20 protein-coding genes and 1 pseudogene are annotated in these 19317 nt (G+C 63.3%); 6 read left to right on the top strand and 15 right to left on the bottom strand.

Going from position 1 to position 19317, the window contains the following annotated elements; genetic code table 11:
• Positions 1–62 precede the first annotated feature (62 nt).
• The 9 genes and pseudogenes from EOD29_RS02990 to EOD29_RS02950 all read right to left on the bottom strand — a co-directional run bounded on the left by EOD29_RS02990 (position 63) and on the right by EOD29_RS02950 (position 9534).
• Complete coding sequence (locus tag EOD29_RS02990; protein WP_066991972.1) at positions 63–221, bottom strand: DUF3309 domain-containing protein; 159 nt, start codon at positions 219–221, stop codon at positions 63–65.
• Positions 222–676: 455 nt separating this feature from the next.
• Positions 677–1630, bottom strand: a pseudogene (locus tag EOD29_RS02985) (UDP-glucuronic acid decarboxylase family protein); the annotation flags it as partial.
• Between the two features lie 23 nt (positions 1631–1653).
• Positions 1654–2763, bottom strand: coding sequence for a glycosyltransferase (locus EOD29_RS02980; RefSeq protein WP_127245885.1), 1110 nt, complete (start codon positions 2761–2763; stop codon positions 1654–1656).
• Positions 2760–3854, bottom strand: coding sequence for a glycosyltransferase (locus tag EOD29_RS02975; protein WP_127245884.1), 1095 nt, complete (start codon positions 3852–3854; stop codon positions 2760–2762). The genes EOD29_RS02980 and EOD29_RS02975 overlap by 4 nt, the downstream gene beginning before the upstream one ends.
• The gene (locus tag EOD29_RS02970) at positions 3851–4981 is read right to left on the bottom strand and encodes a glycosyltransferase (RefSeq protein ID WP_127245883.1); all 1131 of its coding nucleotides are present in this window, start codon (positions 4979–4981) and stop codon (positions 3851–3853) included. Before EOD29_RS02970 ends, EOD29_RS02975 begins: the two co-directional genes overlap by 4 nt.
• A 2-nt stretch (positions 4982–4983) precedes the next feature.
• The gene (locus EOD29_RS02965; RefSeq protein WP_127245882.1) at positions 4984–6084 is read right to left on the bottom strand and encodes a glycosyltransferase family 4 protein; all 1101 of its coding nucleotides are present in this window, start codon (positions 6082–6084) and stop codon (positions 4984–4986) included.
• On the bottom strand, positions 6069–7361 hold the full coding sequence (locus EOD29_RS02960; RefSeq protein WP_095802770.1) for a TIGR04295 family B12-binding domain-containing radical SAM protein: 1293 nt from the start codon (positions 7359–7361) through the stop codon (positions 6069–6071). The genes EOD29_RS02965 and EOD29_RS02960 overlap by 16 nt, the downstream gene beginning before the upstream one ends.
• Positions 7358–8431 (bottom strand): NAD-dependent epimerase/dehydratase family protein, encoded by a 1074-nt coding sequence (locus EOD29_RS02955; RefSeq protein ID WP_067320615.1) that lies wholly within the window; start codon positions 8429–8431, stop codon positions 7358–7360. Before EOD29_RS02955 ends, EOD29_RS02960 begins: the two co-directional genes overlap by 4 nt.
• Entirely contained in the window at positions 8428–9534 is a 1107-nt protein-coding gene (locus tag EOD29_RS02950) for an SDR family NAD(P)-dependent oxidoreductase (protein ID WP_067320618.1), read from the bottom strand. The genes EOD29_RS02955 and EOD29_RS02950 overlap by 4 nt, the downstream gene beginning before the upstream one ends.
• A 196-nt stretch (positions 9535–9730) precedes the next feature.
• On the opposite strand from EOD29_RS02950, the gene EOD29_RS02945 reads away from it, so the two are divergent.
• The gene (locus EOD29_RS02945; RefSeq protein ID WP_095779479.1) at positions 9731–10003 is read left to right on the top strand and encodes a hypothetical protein; all 273 of its coding nucleotides are present in this window, start codon (positions 9731–9733) and stop codon (positions 10001–10003) included.
• A gap of 80 nt (positions 10004–10083) precedes the next feature.
• On the opposite strand, the gene EOD29_RS02940 is transcribed toward EOD29_RS02945, so the two are convergent.
• The 3 genes from EOD29_RS02940 to EOD29_RS02930 all read right to left on the bottom strand — a co-directional run bounded on the left by EOD29_RS02940 (position 10084) and on the right by EOD29_RS02930 (position 12433).
• On the bottom strand, positions 10084–10326 hold the full coding sequence (locus EOD29_RS02940; RefSeq protein ID WP_127245881.1) for a hypothetical protein: 243 nt from the start codon (positions 10324–10326) through the stop codon (positions 10084–10086).
• Between the two features lie 62 nt (positions 10327–10388).
• Positions 10389–11567 carry a zinc-dependent alcohol dehydrogenase gene (locus EOD29_RS02935; protein WP_127245880.1) on the bottom strand — a complete coding sequence of 393 codons (1179 nt, stop codon included), beginning with the start codon at positions 11565–11567 and terminating at the stop codon, positions 10389–10391.
• Between the two features lie 80 nt (positions 11568–11647).
• Complete coding sequence (locus tag EOD29_RS02930; RefSeq protein ID WP_127245879.1) at positions 11648–12433, bottom strand: SDR family NAD(P)-dependent oxidoreductase; 786 nt, start codon at positions 12431–12433, stop codon at positions 11648–11650.
• Positions 12434–12593: 160 nt separating this feature from the next.
• On the opposite strand from EOD29_RS02930, the gene EOD29_RS02925 reads away from it, so the two are divergent.
• A complete protein-coding gene (locus EOD29_RS02925) occupies positions 12594–12833 on the top strand; it encodes a hypothetical protein (RefSeq protein WP_067320622.1) in 240 nt (79 codons plus the stop codon).
• Positions 12834–12902: 69 nt separating this feature from the next.
• On the opposite strand, the gene EOD29_RS02920 is transcribed toward EOD29_RS02925, so the two are convergent.
• The gene (locus EOD29_RS02920) at positions 12903–13112 is read right to left on the bottom strand and encodes a hypothetical protein (protein WP_066992002.1); all 210 of its coding nucleotides are present in this window, start codon (positions 13110–13112) and stop codon (positions 12903–12905) included.
• A 285-nt stretch (positions 13113–13397) separates the two neighbouring features.
• Between EOD29_RS02920 and EOD29_RS02915 the strand changes: the two genes are divergently transcribed.
• On the top strand, positions 13398–14264 hold the full coding sequence (locus EOD29_RS02915) for a Ku protein (RefSeq protein ID WP_127245878.1): 867 nt from the start codon (positions 13398–13400) through the stop codon (positions 14262–14264).
• Between the two features lie 373 nt (positions 14265–14637).
• On the opposite strand, the gene EOD29_RS02910 is transcribed toward EOD29_RS02915, so the two are convergent.
• On the bottom strand, positions 14638–14958 hold the full coding sequence (locus tag EOD29_RS02910; protein WP_127241332.1) for a hypothetical protein: 321 nt from the start codon (positions 14956–14958) through the stop codon (positions 14638–14640).
• 348 nt (positions 14959–15306) lie between these two features.
• Between EOD29_RS02910 and EOD29_RS02905 the strand changes: the two genes are divergently transcribed.
• The 3 genes from EOD29_RS02905 (at position 15307) to EOD29_RS02895 (ending at position 17240) form a co-directional block, all read left to right on the top strand.
• Complete coding sequence (locus EOD29_RS02905) at positions 15307–15630, top strand: hypothetical protein (RefSeq protein WP_164763684.1); 324 nt, start codon at positions 15307–15309, stop codon at positions 15628–15630.
• A gap of 321 nt (positions 15631–15951) precedes the next feature.
• Complete coding sequence (locus EOD29_RS02900; protein ID WP_067320635.1) at positions 15952–16377, top strand: hypothetical protein; 426 nt, start codon at positions 15952–15954, stop codon at positions 16375–16377.
• Between the two features lie 548 nt (positions 16378–16925).
• Positions 16926–17240 (top strand): hypothetical protein, encoded by a 315-nt coding sequence (locus EOD29_RS02895; RefSeq protein WP_127245876.1) that lies wholly within the window; start codon positions 16926–16928, stop codon positions 17238–17240.
• Between the two features lie 74 nt (positions 17241–17314).
• Here the strand turns inward: EOD29_RS02895 and EOD29_RS02890 are convergent, their stop codons facing one another.
• The gene (locus tag EOD29_RS02890) at positions 17315–19306 is read right to left on the bottom strand and encodes a protein-L-isoaspartate(D-aspartate) O-methyltransferase (protein ID WP_127245875.1); all 1992 of its coding nucleotides are present in this window, start codon (positions 19304–19306) and stop codon (positions 17315–17317) included.
• Positions 19307–19317: the final 11 nt, after the last annotated feature.

Raw genomic sequence — 19317 nt, 5'->3', positions numbered from 1 at the left:
CGAACGGCCAGCGCAGGACGCGACGTTCGGAGTGCGGCTAATCGAATCTCGCCCGCTCGGCCTCAAATCCGGCCCATGAGCGCCATGATCACCAGGATGACAAGTATGACGCCGAGCACGCCCGAAGGCCCATAGCCCCAGCCCGACGAATACGGCCAGGCCGGGATCGCGCCGATCAGCAACAAGATCAGGATAATAATGAGGATTGTGCCGAGACTCATATCGGGTCCCCTTCATTGGCGAGGTGGACGTTCGGACCTCAGACTGCGGGGCTCATATGCTATTTGTTCGTCATTCATCTGAGGCGCTGGGGGCTCAGTCCAGCCTGCGCAGCATGTCAGCTTCCCGCTCGAGGATGGTTGCGACTTCTTCGCGTTGAAGATGCGTCATCATCAGGCTGACGCAACATTCGAGGTAGGTGATGGAGGCTCGTCGCAGGAAGGCGGCGGTTTCCGCGGCCGCCATCTGCTCGATGTCCTTGGCTGATCGCTTCGACTGCACGACTGCGTTCTCCGTGCCGGTTATCGGGCCCAACCAGAATCTCGGTCGGATGTTCCGCTTCGGTGAAAAGAACGCGGGACGCATCGGGATCCTGCGGGCTGCCGGTTTCCAATCCGTCTGCTCCGGACCTGTTGGTCGCGGCGGCGGGCGACACGGTCGCGCTGCCTTCGAGTTCGGCGAAGTAAACGACCGTTTGCAGCAGGCCCTGCCGGAGAGGTACCTTGGGGGCCCATCCGAGAAGCTCCTTCGCACGCGCTATGTCGGGGCGTCGCCGGCGGGGATCGTCTTCCGGCAAAGGCAGGAATTTCACGGGCGACCTGGTGCCGGTCAGTTCCCTCACCAGGCTCGCCAGTTCGAGGACGGTGAATTCCCCCGGGTTGCCAAGATTGATCGGCTGGCGCGGATTGGGCTCGATGTCCATGAGCCGCAGCAGGCCTTCGACCAGGTCGGTGACGTAGCAGAAGGATCGCGTCTGCCGGCCATCGCCGAATATCGTCATCGGCCGCTTTTCAAGTGCCTGCATGACCAGATTCGAGACGATGCGACCGTCGGCGGGGTCCATCCTTGGGCCATAAGTGTTGAAGATACGGGCGACACGCACGTCGGCCCGATCGGCCCGAAGGTAGTCGAAGCAAAGCGTCTCCGCAGTGCGCTTGCCCTCGTCGTAGCAGGCGCGCGGGCCGGTGCAGTTCACATGGCCGAGATAGTCCTCACGCTGCGGATGCTGCTCGGGATCACCATACACTTCGCTGGTCGATGCCTGCAGGAAGCGTGCACCGTCGCGAACGGCAAGCTCGAGGAGATTGAGCGACCCGATCACGCAGGTGCGCGTGGTATGAACGGGATCGGCCTGGTAGCGGGGCGGTGACGCCGCGCATGCCAGGTTGAAGACACGGTCGACCGGTTCACCCAGTTCCAGCGGGCTGCAGATATCCTGCTCGATCAACCGGAAGCGCGATTGGCCGATAAGCGGCGTAATGTTCTCCATTCGGCCGGTGAGAAAGTTGTCGATGCAGATCACGCGATAGCCGATGCCAAACAGGGCCTCGCATAGGTGCGAACCGAGGAAACCGGCACCGCCGGCGACAAGCGCCGTCCGTGTCTGTTGGGCCTTTCTTGAACGCCGCATCTGTGTGTTCTCCTGTCTGCCTGTCATGCTGCACTTTCGACATCCAGATCGAGCACCGGACGTGTCTGCCTTGCTCGCGCCAGCATCGACGTGAACTCTCGTGCCCGAGCAACTCCGGTGTGTCTTTCCAGGACCAGCGAATGGGCCTGCCTGGCCATGCTGAGCCTGGCGCGGTGGGGCTGTCCCAGAAGAATTCCCGTCACATCATCTGCGCTGCCGGCCGTCTGTATCGCCGTAGCCGGAAAGAAACTGTCGAGGCCTGGCCAGCGATCGCTGATGATCGGCGTCCCGCACGCCGCTGCTTCGAAAAGCCGGACGCTGGGCGACCATCCGGCTTCGACCATCGAAGTGCGTGTCACATTCAGCGTGTAGCGCTGCCGGTTATAGAAGCCGGCATGCTCGGCCGGCGGCAGGTGCTCGATCCGCTCGACATTGTCGGGCCAGTCGATATCGTGCGGGTATTGCGAGCCCGCGACCACGAAGCGTCGATCCGGCAGTCGACGCGCAGGCTCGAGCAGAAGCGTTTCCAGGGTCTGCTGCCGATCCGGACTGTAGGTGCCGAGATAGCCTAGGTCCCATTTGATCACATTTCGGTTTCGATGGTGCCGCTCGGGGTCGACGGAGCAATAGAGCGGTTCGGCCCGACGCGCGCCGAATTCGAGCTCCAGGCGATGGAGGGTCGGTCCGCCCGTGAAGGAGAAATAAAGGTTGAAATAGGGAATCTGCCGACGCGCGAGATAGTCGCAGTCATCCTCGGCAATCCTGGCCAGCGTCACCGGCGTGTCGATGTCGTAGAAGCAGAATAGCCCGGTGCACAGCGACGCGAGGTCGTCGATGACCGCCCTGCCTTCAGGCACGAACGAGCCGATGACCACAACATCGGCCTGCTGAAGGTCTCGTTCATGGCTGCGACGAAGCTCCTGGACGGTGTCGTAATAGCGCAAGTCGCAATAATCGGGGTCGCGCAGGTCGCGGTGGTGCGCGTACCAGGGCACGTCGCGTTCGAAGAAGGTGACGCGATGGCCGAGCTCGTCGAGGCCCCGCAGCAGCCCCCGAAACGTCGTCGCATGGCCATTGCCCCAGGAAGAGGACAGAGAAAGACCCAGGAACACGATATCGAGTGCCTTCGTCATTCTGCGGCCTCCACGGTCTCGCTCTCGAAATGCGCCTTTAAGATTGCGTCAACCCGTTCAGCCCTCAGTGTGTAGGTGTGCTCGGCCAGAACACGCCGAAGCGCTGCCGCCCCGATCGCCTTTGCGCGCCCTGGTGTGAGCGTGCACATGATCTCGACAACGTCGGCGCCGTCTCGCGCCACCAGGATTTCCTCGCCAGGCGTAAGGAACAGCTCGACACCGGCCCAGGCGTCGGTGATGAGGCATGCACCGGCGCCGGCCGCCTCGAACACCCGCGTTGCCGGCGAAAAGCCGTTGCTGGCCATGCTGTCGCGGCTGATGTTCAGCACCGCCTTCGGCGTGACATTGAAGGCGTTATGGTCTCGAGTGCCGACATGGCCGAGCCAGGAGACATTCGCCGGCATCGGCTTGTCGCCCCAGCCTGATCCGCCGAGCAGGAACTTCTGGTCCTCCAGCGCACCGGCCGGCTCGAGGAAGAAGCCTTCCACGCGGGCCTCGCGATCCGGCAGGCGATTGCCGAGAAAGGCGAGATCGCAGGCGAAGCGGGAATCTCGGGCGACGGGGAAATGCGTCTCGGGATCGAGCGCGTTGTAGATCGGCACACATTCGGCGGCGCCAAGCGCCCTATAGTCCCACACGACGGGATCTCCGCCGCCATAGGTCAGCACGAGGGAGATCCTTTTGAGCTCCTCGTGGAGAGGATGGGCGGCATCGTTCCGCAACTCGCTGAGCGTCGCCGGGGCGTCGACGTCCCAGAACACCGTCAGCGCGTCATTGCGGGCGTGGTCGAGCACGGCGCGCAACAGCGCTTCGTCTTCGAAGCCCACACCGCTTGCCTTGACCACGATGTCGGCCTGCTCGGCGCAGCAAGCGACCTGCATCAGCGCATCCGGCGTCGCCTCGTAGACGACGACGTCGCACCAGTCGGGAACCTCGATGTCGCGGTGCTTCTGCCGGTCAAAGGCATCCGGCTCGTAGAAGACGATGTCGTATCCGCGCCGGGAAAGTGCCTTCAGCAGGCCGCGATAATAGGTGGCGGCGCCGTTCCAATAGGACGACAGCAGGCTGGATCCGTAAAAGGCGATCTTCATGCGGCGGCCTCCCTTGCTGGCAACCCGTCGGCCGCATGGCGATTGCCGCATGCGGCGAGTATGTCGAACAATTCGTCGGCGCGGCGCCGGCATGTGTGCCGCGCCAGGATGGTTTCCAGCCCGGCTGCCGCCAGAGCCTTGGCAAGCCCGGCGTCGTGCAGCACGTCGCGCAGGTGCTGGCGCATCTCGGCGCCGTCGCGGGCAAACAGAAAGTCCTTGCCGGGACGGAACAGCTCTTCGACGTCCGACCATGGCGCAGAGACGAGGGGAATGCCGCAGGCCAATGCCTCGAACATGCGGATCGTGGGAATGCCCGGCAGATGTTCCCGATAGGGTCGGCGCGGGATGTGCACGGTCACGCGATGCTGCGCGAACGCTTTCGGGACGTCGGCATTGGCGATCCAGCCCTCATGGCGCAAGCCGGCGACGGCGAGCGCGGCCCGTGCCTGCGCTGGGTAGCGCACCCCATGAACGGTTCCCGACAGGCCAAGCTCGCGTGACGGCGCGACGAGGAACTCCTGGATTTCGGCGCTGCGTTCGTCGTCGCCCCAGTTGCCGACCCAGACCAGATCCGATAGGGCGTCGACATCGGGAGAGGGTTTGAACAACCGTTCGTCCGCTGCTTCATGCCAGGTGAAAGCCCGTCGGCCCCAGCCGGCGCGAAGGTAGCTCTCCCGCAACGCCTCGCCGAAGACCAAGACGCCGTCATAGTGCTCCAGGTTCAGTGCCGAGATCGACTGCGTCGCCGACACGGCGCGGTGATGCGTGTCGTGAAACAGCAGCGTGAACTTGCCACCGTTGAGCTTGGCCCGCCCGATCCGCGCCACAAGATCTGGATCGGTCCATTCATGGACGATCACCACATCCGCCTTCGCAATCCAGGCCTCGTGATCGAAGGACGCATCGTAGGTCACCGGCATCAGCTCGGGAAAATCCTTCCGGAAGCGCTCGACGGCGAAGGGGCCTTGCTCGGCCAGAAGGTTCGAACGACTCCAACCGTCCGCGGGTTCGAGCGCGAGGGCGTGGTGTCCGTTCGCAATAAGCTCGCGCATGATGCCGCGCTGGAAATGCGCATTGCCATGGTTCCAATCGGAAACGACGGAATGGGTGTAGAATACGAAATGCATGCTCAGCGCCCTGCGACGGCCATCGCCGCGCGATCGTAGATTTCACTCATCGCGACCGCCTGCGCCTGCGGCGAAAATTTGCGCGCGCGACGGACGGCGCGCCGGCCGAGCTGGCGCCGCAAATTTTCGTCGCGGGAGAGGTGGGCTATGCATCCGGCAAGCGCATGCGGATCGCGCGCGTCGAAGAACATGGCTGCGCCGTCCCAGAGCTCGCGATAGGTCGCGATGTCGGCGAGGACCAGCGGCGCGCCCGAGAGCGCGGCTTCCAGCGCGGCAAGCCCGAAGGGCTCGTAGATGGATGGCGAAACGAAAATGCCGGCCCGCGCCATCCGCTGACGCACTTGGGCATGGCCGATCGAGCCGAGCGCGACGCAATGATCGAGACACGCCATCTGCCCGTCCGGCCCGTCGAGGGGGCCGGCGGCATGGACCGGCCATTCGGTTATGGCAGCCGCGGCATCCAGCACCGCCGCATTTTTTCCTTCATCCCACCAGCGGGCGGCGGCCAGGACGAAAGGCTCGCGCCGCGAGGCGACCGGGCCGGGAAGAGCACTGTTGTGGACAACACTTAGCCGCGCGACCGGCCCGTAGCAGGCCTCAAGCATGTCGGCGTGGCTTCGGCTGGGTGCCACCACAATATCGGCGAGATTGAAACCGGCCCGGTTGCGGTCTTTCTGCCAGGCCCAGGCATCGGTCGGCACCTGACCGCGCACGGCATGCAGCCACGTCACGACGCAGGAATGCGAGACCACGAGGATGGGGCAGGGCAGATCGACCTCGGCCGCCTGGGCCGGAGCGTTAAGATGAACGAGGTCCGCGGCATAGGCCGTCGCAAGCTCCCGAAGCTCGCCGGGCAGGCCGTCGAGATCGCTCTCGTTGCGCGTCATCCAGTCCGGAGGGGTCTCGAGCCATGCGAGCGTCGCGAAGGATTGCGCCTCTTGTGCCTGCTCCCGAGAAGGCCGAGGCCCTAGCCCGGCCAGCACGACGCTGTCCCCTCGGTTGGTGAGCTCGCGCGCCAGGTCGAGCGAATATCGCCAGACGCCACCGACGGAGTCGGTGGTCATCAGGATGCGCCGCGGGCGATGGATCAATGATTGCAGCATGAGGACTCCAATTCGGCCAGCGCGCGCGGGCGCTGATCCTGGATGTCGCTGAACGTCCTGAACGAAGCCAGATAATGCTCATGCGCGCGCTCCCAGGCGAAATCGTCGGGCTCGCCCCACAGCTCGCGGTAGCTTGGCGAGCTCGGATAGGGATAGAGCGGCACCGGCTCGTTGGCCCAGACGCCGTTGTCGATGAGGTGCTTGCGCCAATACTCCACCAACGCCGGATCGTCCTCGACCACGCCGATCAGATTGGCTTGGACGAAAGGAACATGGCGGCGGGCATCGACCAGCAGCGCGGCCAATTCCTCGGTGCCCAGCCGACAGCGCTTGGCCAGCATCTCGCGGCCTTCGACGGTCAGGCTTTCCAGGCCAGCTTCGATCGAGACGCAGCCGGCCTCGCCCAACAATTCCAGCAACTCCGGTTTCCAGAGGTCGATGCGCGTCTGAACGCCGAATTGGATATCGCGGTCGACAAGGGCCTCGAGCAGCGCCTTCTGGGGCAGGAAAATCTCGTCGATGAAGTAGATGTAGCCGACGCCCTGGGCCATCAGACCGTCGATCTCGGCGACGACCGCGTCGTGGTTCCTGCGGCGGTAGGCGTCGCGAAAATCGATCTTGGCGCAGAAGCTGCAATTATAGGGGCAACCCCGCGAAGCTTCCACCTCTGCACCGGCGCCCTTCTGGTCCGCGTCGAACCGATGATGGTGGTGCGAATGGGCCGCAATCCAATCGGACGGCCAATGAAGTGCCGGGTGGTCGACGAAGCGGCTGACGCTCACGCCACCGTTGCAGGCCAGCACGCCGCTCTCGAGCCGCGCCGTGTGAGGGACGGCGCTCCATTCGCCGCGCCCGGCAAGCTCCGCCACCACCTCCTCGCATTCGCCGCGCACGACGACATCGACGCCAAGCTTGCGCAGGGTAGGGGCCGGCGTCGCCGAGCCATGCGGCCCGACGGCGGCGGTGCGCCCGCCGCGCCCGGCGAGATGCTTCAGGAATTCTGCCGGCACCCGCAGCTCCGGCGGCGCGCAGCGCCAGAACAGATAGGTCGGCGCGGTGGTCACGACGGTCATGTCCGGCGCGAACGCCGCCACGCGCTCGGCAAGTTCCGCGTTGTCGAGATGCTGCAACTGCCCGTCCAGCATCAGCACGCTGTGGCCGTCGGTCTCCAAGAGCGCTTTGCAGTAGCCAAGCTCCAGGGGCAGATGCGGCTGGCGGCAGCCGAAATAGATGCTGTGTTCATACGTCCAACGTGGATTGACCAGTGCGACTTTCATGCGACGTACCTCGCCACTTCAGCGTGCGGCTGAAGACGGTGCCGCAACAGCCAGCCGGCAAGGTCGCTGATGCCTTCGCGCCACGGGACATGCGCCCGCCAGCCAAGCGCGGCCTCTATCTTGCGGGTATCGGCGATGAAGAAGGGCTGGTCGCCGGTGCGTTCGAGATCCTGCCGCACCACGATGTCGCGGCCGGTCATGATGGCGATCTCCGACAGGAGCGAGCGCAGGCTGACGGCATTCCGCGGTCCGCCGCCAAGATTGAACGCCTGTCCCTTGAGGTCTTCGATCCTGGCCAGCACTCCGCGATAGGCGGCAACCGCGTCGGACACATGCAGGATGTCGCGCACCTGCTTGCCGTCGCCATAGACGGTGATGGGCCGGCCGCTGAGCGCGCTGAGGAGGAAATGCGCGACCCAGCCCTGGTCCTCGGTGCCGAACTGGCGCGGTCCATAGATGCAGCTCATGCGCAGCACCGCTGTCGGCAGGCCATAGGACTTGGCATAATCAAGGACATACTGGTCCGCAGCGCCCTTGGAGCAGCCATAGGGCGTGCAGAAATGGAGCCCGATCGTCTCGTCGACGCCATTGGCGCGGATGGCTTCGTCGCAAGGCTCGTAACGGTCGTCCGTTTCCCGCACCGCGAGCTGGGGCAAGCTGCCGTAGACCTTGTTAGTGCTGGCGAAGATTACCGGGGCGCTCACCTGGCGCGCCGCCTCAAGCACGTTGAAGGTGCCTTTGAGATTGATGTCGAGGTCCTCCGCGGGATCGATCAGGCTCGTGGTCACGGCGGTCTGGGCGGCCAGATGGAAGATCGCTCTTGCTGGCGTCAGCACGGAGGCCAGTCTGGCTTGGTCGCGCACGTCTACGGTTTCAACTCTAAGATCGCTGCCGTGCTTTTGCGCCAGCCATTCGAGGTTCTGCTCGACGCCGGCTCGGCTGAGATTGTCGATGACCAGAACGGGCTCGCCATCCGACAACAGGCTGTCGGCGAGGTTTGAGCCTATGAAGCCGCTGCCGCCGATGACGGCCACCGGCGCTTTGCCAAGGCCGCGATGCCGCTCACTCATGACACCAGCCCCCGCTCTTCAAGTTCGCGCTTCATGTCAGCGCCGCGGTCGATGACGACGGTGTTGCGAACCCAGGCTGCGAATTCACCGAGGGAGTTCTCAAGCCGATGGCTCGGCTCGAAGCCAAGCAGCTCGCGCGCCTTGGCAATGTCGGCAAAGCAGTTGCGGATGTCGCCGGAGCGCGCCTTGCCGAGGATTTCGGGCGGCCGCTTCGGAACGCCCATCGCTTCTGCAAGCAATCGAGCGACCTCGCTGATGGTGTAGGACCGTCCGCTGCCGATATTGATCGCGTGGCCGGCTGCCTGGCGTTGCTCCAGCGCCAGCCGAAAAGCCCGGGCGACATCGCGCACATGGACGAAGTCGCGCTTTTGCTCGCCGTCCTCGAAGATCATCGGCCGCTTGCCGTTGGCGAGCCGCGAAGCGAAGTTGGCAAGCACGCCGGTGTAGGGATTTGCGAGCGCTTGACCGGCGCCGAAGACGTTGAACAGGCGCAATGCCACCGCATCCACGTCATAAGCCTGACCGAAGATCAGCACCGCGCGTTCCTGCGCATATTTGGTCAGCGCGTAGATCGAAGCGAGGTCAGGACGTTTCTCCTCGTCGGTCGGAATCGGCGACAGCGCTTCGCCGGCAGCCGACAGCGGGTCCCATTGGCCGATCCTGATGTCGCTTGGCTTGCGATGGGCATCGTCGATACGCCGCCCGTCTGGTGTCTTGTAGAGGCCTTCGCCGTAGATGCTCATCGACGATGCGACGACAATGCGTTCGACTGGTTTCTTGATCAACGCCTCGAGCAGGGTCGCGGTGCCGAGATCGTTGGTGCCGACATATCGGGCGATCTCGTACATGGATTGGCCGACGCCGACCTCGGCAGCGAGGTGGATGACGGTGTCGACATCCGCTACCGCGTCGGCGACCGCGTCTCGATCACGTACATCTCCCCGTATCAGCTCGGCGCCGGCTGGAATGCTGACGGCTTCATTGCCGTGCACTTGGTCCAAGAGTGCGTCCAGGACACGGACCTCGTAGCCATGCTCGATGAGTTCCTGGGCGACATGCCGGCCAATGAAACCGCAGCCTCCCGTAACCAGGACACGTTTCACGAGAACTCCTTGCCGAGTTAGCGTTGGGGCCGATTTAGCGTTGGGCTCCCGAACTTCGGGACAAAAGGTTTGTTCCCTGCTTCATCAAAGTTCCCTCCGTGGCGAAGCTGTCGGCGGGTCGCCCGCATGCCTGGGAACATTGCCCTTTGCGCGCTGTTAGGGCCGCTCACCGACGTGCGGCGAGAAAGGGAATGCCATGTCTGAAGCGAAGACGACCACCAATCACGACGAAATTCGCAAATGGGTTGAGGAGAGGGACGGCCATCCCGCCGTGGTTCGCACCAAGGGCGAGGGCGGCATCCTGCGCATCGACTTCGGCGAGCCGGAGGAAGCGCTCGAACCGATCGAGTGGGATGAGTTCTTCCGGATCTTCGACGAGAACGACCTTGCCTTCCTCCATCAGGACAAGGCCGGGAGCGGAGGAAAGAGCCGCTTCAACAAATTTGTCGAGCGGAGCGGGAATGGTTGACGCGGGCGGCGGCAGGTAACCAGCAACGAACGCACGCAAGCGGCCCGACCGGCGGAGGCTGCCGCGCCGCCCCGGTTGCCTCAATCCAATGGCTTGTCGGTTGGGCGCGGGGTGGTTCCGGCCTCGCGCTTGCGACCGGCATTGCGATTGGCAACCTTACTGTCGAGCGGTGATGTCGACTGTTCCTCGGCGGCGCCGGCTGTTTTGGGAACTGCCGGTCTCGCGCCGGCGTCGCTATCTATGGCATCGCGGTTTGGACGCGGAAGGCCTTCGGCGTTCGGTGACCTGGTGGCCGGCCGAGATGTGTTTTTCAGTTGAGCCATTTGATACCTCCTTACCTGATCGCAACGACAGGGCGCCGGGCGAGTTCCGGGCAAAGACGTGGTCACCCGTGAGGGCGCATCACGACCTTGATGCAGCCGTCCTGCTTATCGCGAAACTTCCTGTAGAGGTCGGGTCCGGCCTCGAGCCCAGCGCGGTGGGTGATCACGAAGGACGGGTCGATGTCGCCGCTTTGGACCTTGTGCAGGAGAGGCTCGAGATAGCGTTGCGTGTGGGTTTGTCCCATGCGGAACGTCAGCCCCTTGTTCATCGCCGCGCCGAACGGGATGTGGTCGACAAGGCCGATATAGACGCCGGGCACCGAAATGGTGCCTCCCTTGCGACAGCAATAGATCGCCTCGCGCAGCACATGCGGCCGGTCGGTGCCAAGATAGACACTCGCCTTGACCTTATCGAGCATGGAATCCGGGGTGGCGCTGGCATCGGCTTCGGTGCCGACACAGTCGATGCAACTGTCCGGGCCGCGACCGTTGGTCATGGCCATCAGGGCATCGTAGATATTCACGTTGCTGAAATCGAGGGTCTCGGCCTTGCCGTGGTCCCGCGCCATAGCAAGCCGCTCCGGCACCTTGTCGATGGCGATCACGCGTCCGGCGCCAAGCATCCAGGCGCTCTGGATCGCGAACTGGCCGACCGGCCCGCAGCCCCAGATGGCGACGGTGTCGCCCTCCCGGATGCCGGCGTTCTCCGCCGCCATATAGCCGGTCGGGAAGATGTCGGAGAGGAACAGGACCTGTTCGTCGTCCATGCCGTCCGGCACCTTGATCGGGCCGACATCGGCAAAAGGCACGCGCAAATACTCGGCTTGCCCGCCCCAATAGCCACCGACCAGATGCGAATAGCCGAACAGGCCCGCGGGCGACTGGCCCATGACCTTGGCGGCCTGGTCGGCGTTGGGGTTCGACCGGTCGCAGAGTGAAAACAGGCCGTTCTGGCAAAACCAGCATTCGCCGCATGAGATATTGAAGGGAACGACGACGCGATCGCCCTTCTTGAACTTGCTGTGTCCACGGCCGACCTCCACCACTTCGCCCATGGTCTCATGGCCCAGCACGTCGCCCGATTTCATCGTCGGCATATAGCCGTCCATCAGATGCAGGTCCGAACCGCAAATGGCGCAGCAGGTAACCCTGATGATGATGTCGCGGTCGTCCTCGATCGCGGGATCGGCGACCGCGTCGCACCGGATATCGCCCTTGCCGTGCCATGTCAGCGCTTTCATCGTGCCGTTCCTGTCGATTGGAGGATTGAGTGCATCGAACTTGCGCCCGGCTGGAATGTTCCCCGGGCGGCGCCTCGGATTCATCCGTTGTTCGCGGAGCCCGGTTCGGCGGCCTTGCGATGCTGCTCGGCCAGCGTGCCGGCCGGCGTGACATGGGCCGCGGCAGCCTGCATCTTGTTCTTCAAACCGCTAACGACCTGCTCTTTTCCGGCCATCATGGCGTCATAGCCGTCCTTGGCCACATCGGCCGGATTGTCTTTCTCCTGAGTCCCGATTTCGGTGTCCATCATGTCGGCCCGCTCGAAGAAGCGGGTCTGCGTCGCGCCGGGCATCAGCACTGTCACGGTCAGACCGCTGTCCTTCAACTCATGGCGCAGCGCGATGGCGAAAGAATCGATGAAGGCCTTGGTGCCGTTGTAGACCGCTTGGAAGGTGCCGGGCATGAAGCCGGCGATGGAGCCCGTGAACAGGATCCGGCCGCGGCCACGCCGGACCATCTGCCGGCCGAGCCGATGTGCCAGATAGACCGTGCCGGTGATGTTGGTGTCAATGACGCGGCGCGCCTTGGGCCAGTCCTGATCGATGAAGCCCCGGCCCAGGCCTCGTCCCGCGTTGAGGAACAGAAGGTCAATAGCGCGGTCACCAATCCTCGCGATCAGTTGATTGGCCCCTTCCTCGGTCGCGAGGTCGGCTTCTACCGCCTCGACTGCAACGTGGTGAGATTGCAGCGCCTCGGCAGCCTGCTCTATCGCCGGCTCGTCGGCCGCGATCACCAGTTCGTAGCCATCTCTCGCGCATAATTTCGCCAGTTCCTTGCCGATGCCGCTGGAAGCGCCGGTCACCACGGCGAGCTTTCCGCTTTCCATTTCGTTCTCCGACCGTTCGAGTGTGGTCCGGCCGAACATGCGCAGAGTGCGATTGTTCCGTTCGAATTCTTGGGATTCGGCAACGCGCGGCAAACGAGGCTCGGCGAGACGGAACCAATTCGGGGCACGGCTGTTCCGCCGTCAATGTGGAGCGACAGCCATGGGCATCTTTTCCGATCTGGATAAGAAACTTACCGACAACCTCTATGAGCATGGCAGCCAGCTGACCGATCCCAGCGCTGATCTGCCCCGGCGGGTCAAGGAGAAGGTCGATCTCCTCATGCCGTTCATCCAGCCGGAGGCGCGTGAGGCGGTCAGGCTGCAAATCCTCGGCATCATTCACGAGCACATATTAGATGAGACCGAGATTGGGCCTGGAGAGCCAGCGGCCAAGGAATGAGAGAAGCTGGCTGGACGCGTCATCGATTTCCGGCCGCCCTAAAGCGGCAGCGCCGCACGGAGCCAGGCGCTAGCTGATATCTATGATTTTTCGCTTCTTGGGCGTCCGGCCCGGCCTGGCTGCGGGAGGAGGCGACTTTGCCGCCGGTGCCGCGGCCAAACGCTGCTCGCGTAGTCGCGCCGTCTTTGCCTGGCGCGCCAGTCGTTCCGTCTCAAGCAGTTCGCGCGCCGCATTCGAGGTGCGCTCACGCCTGTCCTTGTCGATCTTCCGCGTCGCCACGGTCGTTCCAGATCAATTCGCCGTTGGAGCCGTATCCAACTTGCCCGAAGGCCCATTGTTCCGAATGATCCCGCGAGGCACGGACGTTTCGAACGAAATGTCTGCAACTCGAATATGTCGGGCCAAGCCCTTGTCGGAAGCTCCCGTTGCTTCTCCCGCCGGGAAGTTCAGCGCTGCTTCGCGGTTCAGCCGGCTGAAGCCGACGCGATGCGCCGGCCTGCGACGTCGGAACCGAAGCGGTGCGTTCGCCGTTCCGGCTGCATTCCTGTCGCCAAGGAGATCGCCATGGCGCCGCGTCCCGCCTGGAGCGGTTATCTCAAACTGTCGCTGGTCACCTGCGCCGTCGAATTGACGAACGTCGTGACCCATGCCGAGAAGGTTTCCTTCCACGTGCTCAATCGCAAGACCGGCAACCGGGTCCGGCGCGTCTATGTCGATGCCGAGAGCGGCAACCCGCTGGATAAAGACGACGAGGTCAGGGGCTACGAAGTCGGCAAGAACGAATTCATCTTCATCGAAGAGGAAGACATCGAGGCGGTGCAGATCGAGTCTTCGCACACGCTCAATCTCGACGGCTTCGTCGACAAATCGTCGATCGAGCAGATCTATCTCGACGCGCCCTACTACGTGACGCCCGCCGACAAGGTCTCGGAAGAGGCGTTTGCGGTGATCCGCGACGCGCTGGCCGAAAAGAAGATGGCCGGGCTCGCTCGCATCGTGCTCTATCAGAGGGAACGTCCGGTGGTGGTCGAGTCGCGCGGCAAGGGCATGATGCTGACCACCCTGCGTTATGGCGACACTGTGCGCGAGCCCGCCGGCGTCTTCGCCGAGATCAAGTCGGGAAAGCCCGACAGCGAGATGATCGGGTTGGCCGAGCACATCATCGATAAGCAGAAGGGCAAGTTCGATCCCACCGAGTTCCGGGATCGATATCAGGAGGCACTGCTGGAACTGGTTCGCGCCAGAAAGGCCGGCAGGAAGGCGCCGAAAGCCAAGGCGGAACCCAAGCCATCCAATGTGGTCAATTTGTTCGATGCGCTGAAAAAGAGCCTCGGCGCGGAGGCCGGGGCAAAACCCAAATCCCCGAAGTCCAGGGGAGCGCCGAAACGGAAAAAGACGAAGAATTCTGCACGGGGGCGCAAATCGGCATAGCAGTTGTCTGTGCGGTGAGCGACATCAAGCTGGCTTGCAGGCCGAGGCAAACAAGGCTGAAGTCTTGGCGCCTTCGCCGAGGAGGAATTCGGGTAACGCTCAGCGCGGGCTAAAACACCGTACGAGCTCGAGGATTTGGCGCGCCGGGGCGCACCGGGCACGATCCAAAAATCTATCCGTTGCGTTCCTCGCTTTCACGCAACAGCCGCACGATCGCTTCGACTGGGGATGGATTGGCCGCCGGCTGGATTTTCCGTCGCCAAAGATGGCGAAGAAGCTTTTTCAACATGGGCATGCACATACTCCCTAGCTATCAGACCTTGCATCGGGCGTTCCGGGTTGGAGCGCCACTTCCTCGGCGAGCCGGCATCCATCAACCCAGCCGGGCGGCAAGCAGGAAAGCGGCGCCCGCCAGAACCACGAGCGCCGCAATCACCAGCACCGGCCCGTTCCTGCTCGGTTGAAGGCCGGGCGTGTTCTGGGGGCGCTGCATGGCGTCGGCGAAGCTCGCCTGATTGGTGAATTTCGGTTTATCTGATGCGACGCGATGGGCGGAACTCGTCGACCCTCCCGCCTCTGCATCCGTTTCCTGCGGGGCGGCAGAAGGGTCGAATCCGGGCGTCTTGTCCCGGCTAATGCCCATCTGCATTTCGCCTCGACCCTCGGCGGGTGTTCGCTTGCTCGGTGAGGTCATCGGACAGCTCCTTCGCTACCAAACATCTGTCAGGCGTCGGTGTTCCCACGGGATCTTGAACGCGAAGTAGAAACGCTGCTGTCCAGGAACTCGTTTCCGGGAAGGGGGAACTATCAATCGCTGAGCGCGGCCGGAACATTTCCTGTTGGGCAGCTTTTACCTTCGTTATCTAAGATGACGAGGCACCGATGCAGGTTCTCGAGACCCAAATAGTTTCCAACTCGGAAGGCGTGGTGACAGTCGAATTTCTCGGTGAGGGCGGCGAAAAGATTGCCGTCACAATGGCTGGATCCGATCCACGGCCGACGTACGGCGACCGCTCTTATCGATCGCGCCAAAGAGATGATGGTGCCGTGCGCGGTTTTCGAGACCGTGGAAAACCGGTCCGAGCAGCAGAGCAGCCGCGACTTCAGCGGGCCCGCCAAGCCGGACAGCCCCTTCACATTCGAATATCGCGACAATGATGGCGTGCGGCAGCTCAAGGGCGTGGAATTCCCGAACCTGGAGGCCGTGCACGACGAGGCGCTGCGTTCGGCGATTGATTTGCTTGACGACACGGCCGCCGAAGGTGGGCAGCAGGGCTGGGCCGTCCGGGTTCGCGACGCCAACGGAAAGATCGTGCTGTCAATCGACTTCGACGAGGCGAAACGGAAGAAGGCGGCAGCGGAATGAGGACCGCGGGGGCCTGAGAAAGGACCATGCTCCCGTTCCTATCACTGGATATGAGATATTCGACAATGCGCCTGCATCTTAGTCCAGCCTGGGCTCGCAACTGAAACGCCGTGCAGTCCTGCACTGCGGAACCTCATTCCAAATGAATTCCGTGTTCATCCGGAACTTTGGGGACGACTGTCAGTTCGATGATTTGCAGGCGCCGCTTTTTTGGCGCCTGCCGGAGATCGGTGGGAAACACTGATCGGCCCGCACCTCAGACGCGGGCCTGCCGACCCCGCCAGGACAAGCCGGTCAGCCAAGTATGGACGGGAGCCTATCATGAAACACCAAACGCTCGACCAACTGCACGCAGTCGCTGATATCAATCCGCTGGTGCCGCTCACGACAAGGACTGAAAAGATAGAGAGGTGGGCAGAACTGCTCGAGCGGAATCCGTTGCGCTGTCTCGCCGCGCTCACCGGCACCGAGTATCTCTATCCAGGCATGCGGGAAGAGGCGCGGGCGGCTGGATCCCCGCTGACGGTTGCGTTCGAAGACCCGCTGCTGAGGGCCTCGGGCCTGCAGTCCGATACCTATGGGGAAGCCAAACGCTTCTTTGAACTCTCCGATTGGCAGTTGCATGAAGTCGTCTGCAGCTGCCACACCGGCGCAACCATGCAGGCCAGTTGGGCTGCTGGACGCGTCCGGAGAATTGTCACAGGCAATCGCATTTTTGCCTGGCTGAGAAGCCGCTTCATACACTGACTGCGTCTCAACCTGCTCGCTATCGCGGCTGTTGCGACAGCCGCCGGCTTTGCTCGGACGTTGATCGATCCGCGGAGCGATAGGTCCATGCAGGGCGCGCGAGACCGCAATGCGGCGAAGACGGCGATGCGGTGAGAACGGCAAGTCGCCGATCGAAAGGCCCTGCTTCAGCCGTTCTGGTCGATCGCGTGGGGCGCTGGCTGCTGGCTCCCGCCGCTCGGGCGCTCGGGCTCTCGGCCGATCCAGGCCCAAACGGTTATCAACAAAATCACCACGATCGCGATCACTGCAACGATCCGGGGCATCAGAAATCCTTTCGTCCGCTGCTAGCCGCCCGGCTTGTTCGTGTTTGGAGCCGAAGCCGCGCCGACTGTCGGATCGGGCGCAACCGGACCGCGCTTGGCCTCCGAACTCTGTTTGCCTAATTGGGCGATGGCGTGTTTGTTCCATCGGACTGATGGAGCCGATTGCCCGCGTCCCTTATCGGCCAGGTCGGGGAACGCTCTTCCGACGATCTGGTTATCCCTCAGATCAACCCGGAGAGTGTCATGGGCAATGACGAGAACCGCCGCGAGACCGGCGCCAGGAAGTACCCGGCCAACACCGATCCGGATCCCTCAGACCGGTTTTCGCAGGCTGCGGCCGGCAACGAAAAGCCTCACGATCGCTTTGGGCTCACCCGCAGACAGGGCGAGGTGGAAGATAAGACACATCAGTCGGAAGGGCAAAACCCTCCGGGACGGGCGACGCCTGGTCCTGCGACGGAAAAGACTTCCGGAGCGGGCCCATCGGTCCCCAAGCAATCCAAGGATGCAAAAGCGCCCAAAGGCGGCCGCCGGTCTGGTACCTATGTGAAAGAATAGTAGTCTTCGCTCGCCGCATCACCTGTGCGCCGAAGGTTCCGCATAGCGCGATGTCGAATGCATCCGTCCATCACCTACACCCCGAAGGGGTAGGTGTCGGGGACACCGCGCGTCACATGCTCCAGCCCGAGCGGCGTCACGGCGGTAGTTTCATCGAACCAGACGAAGGCATCGAATTGCCGCGCAAGCGAGGCGTCGGCATAGTGGCTGTGCAGTTCCGTTTCCGGTCGATAGATCACTCCGATGAACCGTTCCAGCCGACGTTCGGTCAGCCGTTCATGAAGGGCTGGATCGGCTCCAAGGTCGAGCAGGAAACGAGCGGTGCCGGCGTCGTGGCAAAGCCGCTCGTAGCTGTCCTCGCGCGAAGGCCGCACGGACATGATTTCCATTTCGCCGTCCCAATGCCTGGCGGCAGCGACCGTCCCGGCATGCGTGCCGAAGCCGATGAGGGCTACGTCGTCGCCGAACCGCTGGCGACAGAGCTGACCGATGTTCACTTCGTCCCTGACGATTCCCATCTCCGTGAAGCGGGCGTCGCCGATATGGGAGTTGTGCGCCCAGACCACGGCCTTGGCATCGGGGGAACGCGCTTCGATAACATGTTGCAGTGTGTCGAACATGTGCGTGTCGCGCAGGTTCCAGGATTGCGCGCCGCCATAGTACATCACGCGATAGTAGTGCCCGGCGGAGGCGATGAGCCGGGCGTTCTGCGCGGCATCGAACAATTCGTCGCCGTCCTGGCCGGCGTGATCGAGCTGACGCGACAGCATGTCCCGGCATTGCCGCAGCACCGCCTCCTCGCATTCCCGGTAGCCTCGGGTTAGCGCCGCCCGGCCATAGGTGGCGGGTTCGTGCTGCCACGGCGTCAGGCAGCCGTAGCGTTCGCGGGCAATGCTTGCCGCCTCCGGATCGATGCGGTCGAGATATTCCAAAACCGCCGCGATCGAGCCTTTCATATTGTAGATATCGAGGCCGTAGAACCCTGCCTGGCTTGCCGGTGTTTCGATCTGCTCGTTGTGCGCACGCAGCCACTCCACGAATGCCGCGAATTCGGCGTTGCGCCACATCCAGGTGGGAAACCGCTGGAAAGGCATGTCGGCGCGCGGCGAAGGTGGGCGGTGGCGCACATAGCGGTCGATCGCCGCGGCGTCGGGCCAGTCGGCTTCAGCGGCGACGATCGTGAAGCCATGTTTCTCGATCAGTCTTCTGGTGATCCAAGCCCGCGCCCGATAGAACTCGGATGTGCCGTGGCTCGCTTCGCCGAGCAGCACGATCCGCCGGTCGGCAAAGCGATCGAAGGCCTCCACAAAGGCGGGATCATCGAACTCCGGAAGCGGTTCGGCCGCTGCGGCAATCATCTGCGGAAGACGGCGCGCTGGCAAGAGCGGGGAGACACGGCTGGTTCGGATGCGGTTGTCCTCCTGCCAGCCTTCTTCGCCGATCAAAGGGACAAAGCGCACCGCACCGAAATCTTCCTCGCTGTAGGTGGAAGCGCCCGTGCGGGTGACTTTGAGGAGACGCTGCTCGTCAGGGTCATCTCCGACCGGAATGACCAACTTGCCGCCGACATCCAACTGCTGCTGCAGCGCGAGCGGCGCGCCGGGCCCGCTCGCCGCGACGACAATGGCATCGAACGGTGCCGCTTCGGGCCAGCCCTTGGTGCCGTCGCCGGTGCGCACATCGATGTTGCGATAGCCAAGCGTCTCGAAGCGCCGTCTCGCGGTTTCCGCCAGGCCGGCGTGCCGTTCCATCGTGTAGACATGATCGACGATGCGGCTCATCACGGCGGCGGCGTAGCCAGATCCCGTGCCGACCTCGAGGACGTGATCGCCGGGCCCGATCTCAGCCATTTCCAGCATGAACGCGACGATATAGGGCTGCGATATCGTTTGGCCCTCGGCAATCGGCAGCGGTCCATCCTCGTAGGCAAATTCTTCGAAGCCAGGGTCCACGAAAGTCTCGCGTGGGACCTCGCGCATCGCTGCCAGGATCTCACGATCATGAATGCCGCGGCGGCGGAGATGAACATCGACCATTCGGCGACGTTCGCGGGACAGGTCGAGCATGTGCATCCTCA

This window comes from Mesorhizobium sp. M1A.T.Ca.IN.004.03.1.1, from assembly GCF_003997555.1.
GTDB lineage: Bacteria > Pseudomonadota > Alphaproteobacteria > Rhizobiales > Rhizobiaceae > Mesorhizobium.
The sequence above is the reverse complement of the archived record's forward strand: the minus strand, read 5'-3'. Positions and strand labels throughout refer to the sequence as shown.

Bases quoted from the DNA above. Each gene is read 5' to 3' on its own strand.
- EOD29_RS02990 (WP_066991972.1), bottom strand. From the start codon at position 221: ATGAGTCTCGGCACAATCCTCATTATTATCCTGATCTTGTTGCTGATC.
- EOD29_RS02980 (WP_127245885.1), bottom strand. From the start codon at position 2,763: ATGACGAAGGCACTCGATATCGTGTTCCTGGGTCTTTCTCTGTCCTCT.
- EOD29_RS02975 (WP_127245884.1), bottom strand. From the start codon at position 3,854: ATGAAGATCGCCTTTTACGGATCCAGCCTGCTGTCGTCCTATTGGAAC.
- EOD29_RS02970 (WP_127245883.1), bottom strand. From the start codon at position 4,981: ATGCATTTCGTATTCTACACCCATTCCGTCGTTTCCGATTGGAACCAT.
- EOD29_RS02965 (WP_127245882.1), bottom strand. From the start codon at position 6,084: ATGCTGCAATCATTGATCCATCGCCCGCGGCGCATCCTGATGACCACC.
- EOD29_RS02960 (WP_095802770.1), bottom strand. From the start codon at position 7,361: ATGAAAGTCGCACTGGTCAATCCACGTTGGACGTATGAACACAGCATC.
- EOD29_RS02955 (WP_067320615.1), bottom strand. From the start codon at position 8,431: ATGAGTGAGCGGCATCGCGGCCTTGGCAAAGCGCCGGTGGCCGTCATC.
- EOD29_RS02945 (WP_095779479.1), top strand. From the start codon at position 9,731: ATGTCTGAAGCGAAGACGACCACCAATCACGACGAAATTCGCAAATGG.
- EOD29_RS02940 (WP_127245881.1), bottom strand. From the start codon at position 10,326: ATGGCTCAACTGAAAAACACATCTCGGCCGGCCACCAGGTCACCGAAC.
- EOD29_RS02935 (WP_127245880.1), bottom strand. From the start codon at position 11,567: ATGAAAGCGCTGACATGGCACGGCAAGGGCGATATCCGGTGCGACGCG.
- EOD29_RS02930 (WP_127245879.1), bottom strand. From the start codon at position 12,433: ATGGAAAGCGGAAAGCTCGCCGTGGTGACCGGCGCTTCCAGCGGCATC.
- EOD29_RS02925 (WP_067320622.1), top strand. From the start codon at position 12,594: ATGGGCATCTTTTCCGATCTGGATAAGAAACTTACCGACAACCTCTAT.
- EOD29_RS02915 (WP_127245878.1), top strand. From the start codon at position 13,398: ATGGCGCCGCGTCCCGCCTGGAGCGGTTATCTCAAACTGTCGCTGGTC.
- EOD29_RS02910 (WP_127241332.1), bottom strand. From the start codon at position 14,958: ATGACCTCACCGAGCAAGCGAACACCCGCCGAGGGTCGAGGCGAAATG.
- EOD29_RS02900 (WP_067320635.1), top strand. From the start codon at position 15,952: ATGAAACACCAAACGCTCGACCAACTGCACGCAGTCGCTGATATCAAT.
- EOD29_RS02895 (WP_127245876.1), top strand. From the start codon at position 16,926: ATGGGCAATGACGAGAACCGCCGCGAGACCGGCGCCAGGAAGTACCCG.
- EOD29_RS02890 (WP_127245875.1), bottom strand. From the start codon at position 19,306: ATGCTCGACCTGTCCCGCGAACGTCGCCGAATGGTCGATGTTCATCTC.